This window comes from Candidatus Hydrogenedentota bacterium (genome assembly GCA_016791475.1).
In the GTDB taxonomy this organism is placed as follows: Bacteria; Hydrogenedentota; Hydrogenedentia; order Hydrogenedentales; family JAEUWI01; genus JAEUWI01.
Genome location: JAEUWI010000012.1, coordinates 74,547 through 86,655, shown reverse-complemented (window position 1 = coordinate 86,655; position 12,109 = coordinate 74,547). Strand labels below are relative to the sequence as shown.

Sequence of the window (12,109 nt, the reverse complement as noted above, 5' to 3'; positions counted from 1 at the left end):
GGACGACGCCTCGCGACATCGCCCGGGGTGCGATTCGGTGTGCCGAATCTAAGCGCTATATCTGAACCGACTTTCTCCTGCGGCCCAGGGCAGACACGAGGCCCATACCCAGCAGCGCCAACGGGGCGGCGGCGGGAATGGGAACCACAGCGGGGGGAGTATCCGGCGTCAGAATGAAGGCATGCGTCTGGCCATTGTAGGTTCCATAGCCTGTGATCTGTCCGAAGTTGTTGATATCGCGGGCATACCCCAGTGTCCAACCGGAGAGCGGATCAATGAGATCGTTCAAATCCAGCATACCGTCCACACCGTCGTACAGGAATGCGTGGTACGCGCTGTCGCCCGAGGTATAGCTACCGCCGACCACCTGACCGCTGTCGTTGATACCATTTCCATAACTATAGGTGCCGCCGAGCGTACCCAGATCGTGCATGATGCCATCGTACAGGAATGCGTGCCGTGCGCTGTTGCCCGAGGTATAGCTATCGCCGACCACCTGACCACTGTCGTTGATGCCACGTCCAGTACTAGACGTGCCGCCGAGCGTACCCAAATCGTGCATGTTGCCATCGTACAGGAATGCGTGAGACGCGCTGTTGCCCGAGGTACCGCTATAGCCGACCACCTGACCGCTGTCGTTGATGCCACTTCCAGAACTATAGGTGCCGCCGAGCGTACCCAGATCCAGCATACCGTTCACGCTGTCGTACAGAAATGCGTGGAACGCGCTGTTGCCAGAGGTAAAGCTACCGCCGACCACCTGACCGCTGTCGTTGATGCCATTTCCCGAACTTCCGGTGCCGCCGAGCGTACCCAGATCGTGCATGGTGCCATCGTACAGGAACGCGTGGTACGCGCTGTCGCCCGTGGTATAGCTATATCCAGTAACCTGACCGCTGTCGTTGATGCCATATCCCTCACTAAGGGTGCCGCCGAGCGTACCCAGATCGTGCATGGTGCCATCGTACAGGAATGCGTGAGCCGCGCTGTTGCCCGTGGTATAGCTGTATCCAGTAACCTGACCGCTGTCGTTGATATCGGATCCACCACTGTTATTGCCGCCGAGTGTGCCGAGGTCGGTTACGGTGAAAGACAAGGCATTCGCGTCCCAGGGAATGCTGCCCGCTAGGATGACCGCAAGCACGGCCCACTTCTTTATTCCCAAGATTCTCATGCTTTAACTCCTTGTGGTTCCCGGAACGACCTCTTCCCCTGACGCGGCCACCACACCAAGGGGCGAGAGGAGATCCGGACGGTTCCCCGATTCGATGGATTGCCCGGCGCGACGGCACCCGGCCTGGCCGTAGATAGGCAAGACCTGTGCCAAGAATTTGGCACCCACAGTGATCCCCCTAAATGCCATAGATGCTGTGACTTAGCGATCAACGATCTCCGTGGCAATGTACGGGTGTCTGTGGAATGTCCAGGAATCTGGACGAGCGATTCCAAAAGTTTGGATAGGTGGTCTGAAACGACCTGATGCGCGCGGGCTTCGGGTAAAGGCAATGGAGCAGATACGTGTCTGGCGTGTTGCACAGGAAACAGACGGGGAGCGCCATCACGAGTGGCCATCCGGAGGCGATTCGCCTGGACCGTTCGAGAATCAGGACACATTCCTCCAGAAACTTGGACGGTCTGGGATCATTCCGCCGTGAACACAGGACTTACGCGCCCCAGACCTTGGACCGGAACTTGCTTCCTGGTAGCCATGGGCGTGCAGGGCTGTCGGTATAGGCCGTCGGCGCCCTTGCGGGTGCAGCGTCTACGGTGTGGGAAACACAGAAAGGGCTTTCTGTCGGCAAGAATCTTTGAAGGAGGCAAGTGAGGTTTCTTACACAAGTCCATTTTGACGTTCGCCTGGGGAGTCGGACTTGTGGGGCGTGGGGTGTCCTGCGGCATCAAATTGGCAGAGACACCGGAGGGGTTGCGCAACCTGCTTGGGGTACCCGTATGGCGGGGCACGACGAATCAGTGCGGCCCCGGCACGCGGGAATGGAGCGCGGCATCGGCGACACGCGCGGGTGACCGCACAATCTTTTCAAAACAAGGAGAACACAGATGAAGAAGACTTTTTTGGCAATCGCCTGGGCGGTTGGCGTCGCAGGCGCCTTCTCGGCTCAAGCGGACAATGTCAGCATTGTGTCCCCCGGGTCAACCTGGGAGTACACCTTTACCGATCCAGGCGCCAGCGCGTGGAATACGGGCGCCACGCCCTCCGGCTGGCTCTCCGGCCCGGCACCCTTCGGAAACAATACCGGTGGGTACTGGACAGACCCTGCCGGAAATTTTGACTATGCAACCTATTGGCCCGCGGACACGAACAGCGATAACGACCTGTGGGTCCGCACGACCTTTGACCTCTATCAGACCGAGTGGGACTTGAACTCGATTACCTGGGGGTTGGGCGTTGACAACGGATATACGCTTTACCTGAATGGAACCCTAATCAGCAGCGCCAGCGCCGGAGGGTACACTTCGCAGTGGGAGTACACCGGCTCTTTCACGACGCCCACGCTGGTACAGGGCGTCAATGTGCTCGCCATTGCCTTGCAGGACATGGGCGGACTTACGGCATTCGACATGGAGGTGCGGGGGAACTTTGATACGTCGGGTGGCGCCACACCCAATCCGTCAGGCATCGTTCCCCTGCCTGGCGCGGCGGCCATGGGCTTCCTCGGTATGGGCTGCCTCGGGCTTGTACGACGCAGAAAGCAGACCGCCTAATCCGCCCTGACATCAGACGCAACGGCCCCCTGTAGCCTGCCATGGCTACAGGGGGCTCTTTCATCGTGCGACGTTTACCCGATGCCTCGCTGAAACCATCGATTCGCCGCCAGCTTCGCCGTCACCGCCTACGCGTCACGCGCCGTCACCTTCGAGCGCGCGCTTCACCGTGCTGGTTTGATGCCCGGCGTTACCGAAGGGGGCGAAACAGCCTGGCCAAAAGAAAAGACCCCGGACGACGCCTCGCGACGCCGCCCGGGGTGCGACTCCGTGTGCAGAGTCTAAGAACTATGCCTGCGGTGACTTCTTCCTGCGGCCCAGGGCAGACACGAGGCCCATACCCAGCAGCCCCAGACCACCCGCAGCGGGAACGGGAACCGGTGCTGGGCCACCGGGTACAAGAACCGGCGCTACGTAAGGATCCGCGACGTAACGGAGAATGTTTCGGTGTAATGCGCCAGTGCCTGCGGACCATCGGGTATCGGGACCACCAAAATAGGGAAGTGTGAGCCCGCCAAAAAGGACATGGCCGCTGCCATAACCCATTTCAGCTAGAGTGGCACGACCGTAAGAATCTATCATGAGGTTTGTAAGCCCCGCACCGGTCACAAAATCGTGTGATAGCGTACCACCTGTCCATGCCGTTCCCGTGGGCCCGAAGGGTCCGGTGAAAATGGCGTGCCCTGGATCAACAGCAGTGCCATTAAATGTACTTGAGTGACCAAGACCAGCAGCAACCAAGTTAACGCCGAAGCCCAAATTGAAGGTACTCGTACCACCCCACCGCGCCGCATTAATGAACAGCGAGCCTCCGCCGGATACAAAGGTTTCCAAGAGAGTCCGATTCGTATTGACAAACGATTCGAACTCCGCTGTCGCGCCATCACCGCCGTCCATGAATATGAAATCACCCATACCGCCTGCCTGAAGGACGCCATTCTGAGAGAATCCAGAGAAATACTCTCGTCCCCAGTTTCCCGCACCAAACACGTCATTAAGTGAATTCACGTTGCCTGGGAGATTCCAGGGCTCATTGAAGGAAGATACATATACCACCTGACCTGCGTTCGCACCGAGAGCGACGAGAGCGAACAATAGACATCCAATGAACTTCTTCATAGTGACATTTCCTTCTCTTTGGTGCGCCTACCGCGTGTGGAGAGGCGCGAGTGATATTTCCCAGCGACTGAAGACCGAATAAGCGTACGAACTACAACATTGAAATATCCGTCGAACCAGCAGGCCGAAACGCAGAGCGTTATGAACTTGCCACCAACCGTGCTCTCTGTCGACCTGTCGCGCTCCGAAGAGTCGGAATCCGAAACTGTCCTGATACATCAGAGCCGCCAAGCGGGCCGCTGCCACAGCGTCATTCGACTAAAGTGCCAACTCCATCGAGACCCATAAAGCGACTCGCTTCTCTGTTCCCGCGGATCGTGCCTTTCAACTCCTTGTTGTTCCCGGAACGACCTCTTCCCCTGACGCGGCCACCACACCAAGGGGCGAGAGGAGATCCGGACGGTTCCCCGATTCGATGGATTGCCCGGCGCGACGGCACCCGGCCTGGCCGTAGATAGGCAAGACCTGTGCCAAGAATTTGGCACCCACAGCGATCCCCCTAAATGCCATAGATGCTGTGACTTAGCGATCAACGACCTCTGGGCGTATTGTACGGGCGTCTGTGGAATGTCCAGGAATCTGGACGAGCGATTTCAGAAACCTGGACAGACGGTCTGGAACGACCTGACGCACTCGGGCTTCGGGCAATGCCGTTGGAGCGCTTGCGAGCCTGGTGTGTTGCACAGGGAAGCGTCCGCAACAAACAACCCCGGACGACGCCTCGCGACGCCGCCCGGGGTGCGATTCGGTGTGCCGAATCTAAGCGCTAGACCTGCACGGACTTTTTCCTACGTCCCAGCGCGGATACCAGACCCATGCCCAGCAGACCCAGCACGGCGGCCACCCCCACTGGAACCTCGACGTCTCATCTGTCGGCTGCACCTTCATCAATCGCGGCAGCGCCGCCTTTCCCGGGATCGGCGTCGCTTCTGGCGAGCCTCGGCACACTGGAACTTGGACACGCGAGAACTACGCATGCGTTCACATCCGCGATTCTATCGGATCGGGAAAAGTTCTGCACGCGGGGGAATCGAGCGGCGCGGGCTCACGGGTAAGAGTACGAATCTTCCGTGGGAAGGGCCCGCACGCGCAACGCCGCATATTCGCAGGGGGGGGCAGCCGCCGGGCAGGAGTGCGTTATCTTCTGCGTACCGTCTGACGCCCCAAGACGACGCCCCTTTTCATTTCGTAACGGCATCCAGAAACCCGTGCCCGCTTAAGACCGGATCGCCGAAGGGCAGGAAGTAGAGCCAGTCGGCGGATTCGTAGAGGATGACTTCGTTGACCTCTTCTTTGTGGGCGAGAACCTTGAGGATGAGGCCTTCGCGTTCGGCGCGGGCGGTGTCGTAGTCCTGGCGGCGGAGGGTGTATTGGGCTTCGAAGAAGAAGCTGCGGGGGCCGCGGAAGCTGGATCCTCGGTTCTCCACGAGATCGCGGAAGGAGCCGCGCAGGTGGGCGTCGAAAGGCCCGGCGGGGGGCACGTCGCGGATGCCGAAAAGGACCGGCTCGGTGCGGAGCCCGCTGAGGTCGAGCATGGCCATGCCCTCGCCGATGGTGTCGATGTAGTTGATGGTGCTCCAGACGCCGCCGTTGTCGCCGGGGCCGTAGGGCGTGCCGTCGGGCCGCTTGAGCTGGGCGATCTCGTTGCGCACTTCGGTGGCGGAGGCTTCGGCCATGGGGATGACGGCGCGGATGCGGGTATCGGGGAAGGCGGCCTCCAGCTCGCCGAGGAAAGTGCGCAGGCCCCCGGCCACGGCCTTGTTGCGGGCGAAGCGCCAGCGATAGGGCGACGCTTCCGTCTGGCAATCTCCCTCCCACTCGCCGGGCTGCCAGGTGGTGATCTTTTCCACCTGGGCGGGATCGGCGGCCCAGGTGCGCAGCACGGGATCGTCCGCGGCGGCGATGGGGGCGTAGGCGCGGTCGATGCCGAGGTGGGCGTAGTGCTTCCGGTTTTCGCGGTAGTGCATCAAGGGCTGGATGCCCTCCTCCCCATCACCTTGATAGGCCGAGAGCTGCACGTGGGAGCGGGTGTTCACGAAGATCTCGTCGAAAGCGGGCAGGTCGAGGACCGTCTTCAGTTCCTTGATGGCGTTCGCGCGCATGAGGGGCTGGTTGAGGTCGAGCATCTCCACGGACCAGGCCGCGCCGAGATCGATCACCAGAAGTTTGCCGCGCAGTGCGGTGCGGGGCTGGCCCTGCTGGAAGAGGTGGCGATAACCGGTCTCGGTGGCGTTGAACTCCGTGGCCTGATCGCCCGTGGAGGGAATCCCCGGCACGCGCGTGGCCGCGGCCAGCGCCGGGTCGTCGTCCAGCACCCAATAGACATTTTCCCGCCCGATGCGGTTGCCCGCGCGGGCGAAAAGAGTCACGGGCGAGAGGGTGGGAAAGTCGAGGGCCTCTTCCGCGTTCGCGGGATTGGACAGGATGAGGTAGCGCGACTGGAAGGGCACGTCCAGGCCCTCGATGCGCACGGTGCCTTGATCTTCGCGGATGCTAAAGCCCGTGACAGGCTGGAGCTGCGCCTCGGCCTGTTCGGCGATTCCGGCAAACTGCACCAGTGCGAACTGGCCATCCGCCTCGCGCTGGAGTACGAGAGATTCCGCCAGCAGCGGCGGATAGTCCGACGCCACGATGCGGAGATTGTCTCCGGTAGCGTTGAATCGCTGCAGAAAGGCCGCCGCACCTTCACAGCCGGGAATGGCAATGGCGCCGATGCGGCCCCTGTCCTCGTGGCCCATTTTCTGGAGCACGGTGCGATAGTGGCCGAAGCTGGTCTCGCTGGTTCGGTAGTTGATGGGCGGCGTGGCCATGGGCAGGAAGCCCCAGAGGTAGGCGCCTTTCTCGTCGAAGGTGGGCAACTCGTAATACTTCGTCAGGGCCGGTTCGAAGGGGCGAAAGCTGACGCTGAGCTTGACGCCGTGCTGCTCCGCGCTGCGGGAGAGCATGGGGCCGAAATCACGCATGAGGCGGAACGCGTTCAACTGGCGGATCCAGTCCCAGGAGATGTGGAGCCCCCACTCGCCTTTCTGGGCGCCCTTGAGGCGTTCGGTGACGAGCGCCTTAAATTCTTCGCTCTCATTCAGCGCGCGGGCCTGGGCCTCATAGCGGGCCCAGTCCTCGGGCGCGTAGTTTGAGGGCGCGGTGATATAGGGCATGGGACCGAGCCAGGTGATGAGGCGGTCGATCCCCTGGAGCTGGCAGCGGCGGAAATACTGGTCAAAGGCGTCTTTCGTGACAGGACGCCAAGTGCCGTCGGGCGCATTGAAAATGCGGATGAGGTCGTCGCCGAAGTCGGAATAGTAGCTGAGAGGGCGCTTCGGCGGCCCGGGCTGAATGCGCAGCGTCTGGGCCTCTGCTTCGCCCCCGGGAAGACTCAGCGACACTTCCAAATCGAAAGGGGCCTCGGTGGCGGTGGCCTCCGCCGCGATGGTGAGTTGCTGCTCCCGGTCCAGCTCAACGCGAAGGCCCGGCAGCGTGAGCACGTTGCCCTGGGCCAGGGTCGCGCCATCGCGCCTCGCCACAAAGGTCATCCGTGCGCCGACAGGGAAGTTTTCCTGCAGGATGGGCCAGCTCCGCGTGGCCCCCGCGAGGTACGGGAAAGGCACTTCCGTGTTACGCGGGGACAGGTGCGCGGCGTAGGCGGAGGGGAGCAACATCAGCGCGAAGAAGAGCGAAGTGAAGAAGGCTGGAACATTACGAAGCATGACAGGCAACTTTCCAGGTATTTATCGGTTGCGGGCATTCAAAATCAGGACCGGCGACACGTTGCGAAAGTTCTCGCTGCTGTACCGTCGATCAGGTGAATGTCGCCGTATAGGGCTCCACGCGCAACTCGGCCAAATGCTGGCGGGTCTGCCACAGATCATGAGCATTTTGAAGCCGCAACCAATGATCCGCACTGGGCTTCCTGAATACCAGTTCAAGGCGTACCGCCATCTCGGGCGTTATGGCGCTGCGCCCGTTCAGAATTCTGGAGAGGGTCTTCCGGCTAATCCCAAGATGGCCGGAGACACCCGTGACAGTAAGTTCCTGCGGCGCCATGATCAGCTCTTTTAATATCTCGCCTGGATGGGCCGGATTGTGCATGGTCATCAGTGGTAGTCCTCATAGTCAACGATCTCGGCATTGCTACCCGAAAAGCGAAAGGTAATGCGCCAGTTTCCGCTTACCGAAACAGCCCACGTACCGCGCCGATTACCCTTGAGTTCGTGCAATCGAAGACCGGGAAGGTCCATGTCCACCGGTGACTCCGACTGGTCCAAGTTGGTTAAGATAAGGCGCAACTTCAGAGCATGCTTCGCCTGTATGCCGGCGGTGTTGCCCGTCGCATAAAAACGCTCCAGCCCTTTGTGCGCGAAGCTCCGAATCATAAGATCAGTGTAACCTGTGAGGTTACAAAGGTCAAGCCGCCGCATCGCCTCGCCGCGAAGCCACCGAACAACTCACGTGATCTGCCCTTGACCGTAGTCGCCTGGCGCGTGTCCGTCCCCCTGGTCCCGCTCCTGCACAGTCAAAACAAACGTGGCCGCCCTGACCCGCGCGCGGCATCTTCCGCTGCGACTCAAGACAGCCACGCGCTGTCCAGTCAATTCAACTTTAGTGAACTCGTTTCCACGCCTTAGTGGTGATGGGCCTTCACGCCCCGCAAATAGGCCATCAGATCGAGGATGTCGTCCTTGGAGAAGGCGCCCAGCAGTCCCGTCGGCATGGTGGAAACGGTGGAAGCCGACATATCGCTGATTTCGCTGCGGGGGATCTTCCGGGCCTCCGTAGTGACCAGGGGATTCTCCACCACGCGAATGAACTCGTCGGTCTGCTCCACCACCAGGCCGTAGGTGCTGGTGAGGTCGTTCAGCTCGATGTTCCAGGGCTTGTACTCGTCCTTGATGACCCGGGAGGGGTCGAGCATTTCTATCGCCATGGCGGCGGGGTCGAGGCGCTCGGCGACGCCGGCGAGATCGGGACCGATCGCGGCGCCCTCTCCCCCGGCCTTGTGGCAGGCCACACAGGCGGCCGCCTTGAAGATTTCTTCGCCCCGCGCCGCGGAACGGCTGGCCAGCTTGTCCAGGTCGGCGGAGAAATCCTCGGGTTTCCATTCCTTCACTTCGGCCAGGGCCGGATCGGGATTGGCCGCGTTCCAGGCCTCACGATCATTCACGACATGCATCATGCCCCGCATCAACTGCCAGTGGCCGGGATAGGTGCAGATGTAGTCGTAGAGCCCGACCGCGTCGGGCGCGGTGAACTCGATATTCTCCGCCTGACCGACGGACAGCGTCTTTGAATGGGCAATGATTTTGGGGCTGTCGGGCGTCCAGCTTTTCTTGACGCCATCGGCGCCGAGCAACATGGCCGCCGTGGCGACTTCCTCGGCGGAGTCGGGCTGGAGCACCATGAGGTTGTGGTCCATGGCGTCCGGATTGCTGAATTCAATCCGCACCTTCATGCCCGGCTCCACCGCGAACTGGGTCCGGTCGTATTTCATCTTTTCCTTGACGGTCTGGATCTTCACCACCAGCGTGTCGCCGTCCATGAAGGGCGGCGGAGACATTTCCTGCTTGAGGTAGTCCGCCGCGCCACCGTGGGCCGCGTGGGCGCTGTGGTCCATGGAGGCCATGGCCCCCGCGCCAAACTTGCCCTCGATTTCCCAGATATACTTCACCCGCTCCGCAGCGCGGCGGGCGTGGGCCTCGGGAGAATTGAGCAGCAGGGACAGCAGCCCTTCGTTAAGCACGTTAAACTGCTGGTGCAGCCAGAGCACTTCCAGCAGGTGGTGCGCATCCTCCGCTTTCATCGGGTCAAACTGCTTCGCCCACTCGGTGGCCGCGGCAATCACCTCGTCGCGGTTGCGTTCGCTCAGCTCGATGCGCGCACGAAGACGCACGCCATTGGTCGGGTGCTTCAACACGTCGAGCAACGCTGGGATGGGCTCCCCGTCGACCTTCACGGAATCCTGCAGCGGACGTCCCTTGTAGGTCACGCGGTAGACGCGGCCATGATCGCGGTCGCGACTGGGGTCGCGAATGTTGTGCTGCATGTGGCCGATGAGAGCATTGGCCCAGTCGGCGACGTAGAGCGCGCCGTCGTCGCCAAACTTGAAGTCGGCGGGACGGAAATTGGGATCGTCCGAAACGAGCAGGTCTTCGGTTTCCGTGCCCCACACGTTGCCGTCGGTGTTCTCCAGCGTATACTGCTTGATTCCCAAAAAGCCGATAGCATTGAGAATGAGGTAGTTGCCGTTCATTTCCTCGGGGAAATGGGTGCTGGAGAGGATACCGCTGGAGGGTACGGGGCGCACGGTCTTGGTCAGCAGTTCGTGCATCTTGAAAGCCCCGCCGCCGTCCATACGCACCTGGTAGGCGCGGCCGCCGGTGGCGTCGGTGGCGTAGTGATAGCCCCAATAGTCGAAATCGCCGCCGTGGGGATTCGGCGGGTTTTCCGCGTGGTAGCTGAAGCGGTGCGTACGCGGATTGAAGCGATACATGGCCGAATTGCCATAGAACTGCGGCCCCTGCCAGGGGGTCTCCACGTTGCTCACGTTAAAAATACCGCGCTGGTAATAAATGTAACCATCGGGACCAAAGTCGAAGCCGTTGGCGCTGTGGTGTGTGTCGGCGGAATCGAGACCGCTCAGGATAACCTCGCGATGATCGGCCACGTCGTCGCCGTCGGTGTCTTTCAGAAACCAGAAGTTCGGCGCGGAGGCCACAATAACGCCGCCGTTCCAGAAGGTGAAGGCCGTGGGATTGTGGACGTAGGCAAAGGTCTTGCACTCATCCGCGACACCGTCGCGATTCTCATCCGGCAGGATGACCAGGCGATCCAGCATCTCGCGATCCGGCTGCCATTTCGGATAAGTCTCCCACACCGCCACCCAGATGCGGCCTTTGGTGTCCACGTCCATCTGCACCGGATTCACGAAACCGGGGAACATCTCTTCCGAGGCGAAGAGATTACTCTCCAGGTTGGTGGCCAGCTTCAGCGTCTTGGTGCCTTCGGAGGCGGGCGTATAGGTCAGCTTGCCATTCTTCTCGCTGGGCTGGTAATTGGTTTCCACCTGAATGGGATTCGGCACATTGCTGTCGTCCGGCTTGCCGCTCTCGCCCAGCGTGGCGCTCCAGATAATCTTGTCGCGGTTCGCCGACATGATGTCGAGCATCAGCAGTTCATGTTGCAGCACTTCGGCGTTGGTCTGATCGTTGACGAACTTCAGCACGGAGCGATTGCCCCACACGTCGTTGCCGTCCGTCGCGCGGTAGCGGTTGAACCAGCACCAGTTCTTCTCCAGCACGGCGGCGCGGACAAGATCGGCGTGTGTGGTTTCCACTTTCTGACCCAGCGCTTCGACAATGACCTTCGCGATGGCGTCGTTGCCCTGGGCATTCAGGTGCACACCGTTGATGGTAAGCGGCGCTTCGGTGGATGCGTAAAGCGCCTGAGATGGCCCGAAAAGATCGACGAAGGGCACATCCATGTCACCGGCGACACGGGCCATGGCGTCGGTGTAGATTTCCAGCCACTTGTTGTTCTCTTTGCCGTCGGGGAAATCCGGCGATTGCAGATCTTCGTGGGCGATGGGCGAAAACAGCACCAGACGCGGCGCGGATTCGCCGTTGTAGCGCTTGGTCCTGGTCTCCTCAATAAACTTCGTCAGTTCCTGCTTGAAGAGCGCCGGATCCTGCTTGAAGGACTCGTTATAGCCGAAGAAGGCGAAGATCACGTCCGCCTTCACCAGATCCATGTAGAAATCAACCGTCGGGAAATTCTCTTCGCGCGGGCGGTTGGCCACCTCGTCGCCGGAGAAGCCCATATCGCGAACAACAAGCTGCTTGTCCGGGTTGGCGAGCTGGAGGTAGGTCTCCAGGTACCCGTCCTGCTGCATACGGTCGGGCAAAGCATTGCCGATGATGGCGATGCTGTCGCCCTGCTCGAAAGTGTACTCCGCGAAGACGCCCTGAACGATCAAGACGAGGGACAGCAGGACCAGGGCAAGAGCCCGGTTCAGGCTACTACACATTATGATACCTCTCTGGTTGGACGACACAGCCCGCAAACACGCGGCTGCGGCAGCGTTGATCTCCCAAAACGCAACCCGCCAGGGCGCACTGCTCAAGAGCCACGGGCGGGAATCCCGGCAGTCTACTGGATTGGCAGGCGCGATGTCACCTTCCGGAGCGCGCCTTCGGAAGGCGACTGACCAGCCAGACAGATTAGACCGATAGGACGAATACTACCGAACACATCGATCAGATTCGTCCTATCGGTC

The 12,109-nt window shown here is 60.8% G+C and carries 7 protein-coding genes; 1 reads left to right on the top strand and 6 read right to left on the bottom strand.

Annotated features, from left to right (window positions below; translation table 11 throughout):
• Window positions 1–55 precede the first annotated feature (55 nt).
• Window positions 56–1,174: an HAF repeat-containing protein gene (locus JNK74_08590; GenBank protein ID MBL7646229.1), complete on the bottom strand. Its 1,119-nt coding sequence runs from the start codon at window positions 1,172–1,174 to the stop codon at window positions 56–58.
• A gap of 884 nt (window positions 1,175–2,058) precedes the next feature.
• On the opposite strand from JNK74_08590, the gene JNK74_08585 reads away from it, so the two are divergent.
• The gene (locus JNK74_08585) at window positions 2,059–2,724 is read left to right on the top strand and encodes a hypothetical protein (GenBank protein MBL7646228.1); all 666 of its coding nucleotides are present in this window, start codon (window positions 2,059–2,061) and stop codon (window positions 2,722–2,724) included.
• Between the two features lie 288 nt (window positions 2,725–3,012).
• On the opposite strand, the gene JNK74_08580 is transcribed toward JNK74_08585, so the two are convergent.
• From JNK74_08580 to JNK74_08560, 5 genes are all read right to left on the bottom strand, one after another.
• A complete protein-coding gene (locus JNK74_08580) occupies window positions 3,013–3,843 on the bottom strand; it encodes a hypothetical protein (protein MBL7646227.1) in 831 nt (276 codons plus the stop codon).
• Window positions 3,844–5,024: 1,181 nt separating this feature from the next.
• A complete protein-coding gene (locus JNK74_08575) occupies window positions 5,025–7,547 on the bottom strand; it encodes a hypothetical protein (GenBank protein MBL7646226.1) in 2,523 nt (840 codons plus the stop codon).
• A gap of 91 nt (window positions 7,548–7,638) precedes the next feature.
• Window positions 7,639–7,935: a HigA family addiction module antidote protein gene (locus tag JNK74_08570; GenBank protein MBL7646225.1), complete on the bottom strand. Its 297-nt coding sequence runs from the start codon at window positions 7,933–7,935 to the stop codon at window positions 7,639–7,641.
• A complete protein-coding gene (locus JNK74_08565) occupies window positions 7,935–8,213 on the bottom strand; it encodes a type II toxin-antitoxin system RelE/ParE family toxin (protein ID MBL7646224.1) in 279 nt (92 codons plus the stop codon). The genes JNK74_08570 and JNK74_08565 overlap by 1 nt, the downstream gene beginning before the upstream one ends.
• A 248-nt stretch (window positions 8,214–8,461) precedes the next feature.
• Window positions 8,462–11,860, bottom strand: a complete 3,399-nt coding sequence (locus JNK74_08560; GenBank protein MBL7646223.1) for a c-type cytochrome — start codon at window positions 11,858–11,860, stop codon at window positions 8,462–8,464.
• Between the last annotated feature and the right edge of the window lie 249 nt (window positions 11,861–12,109).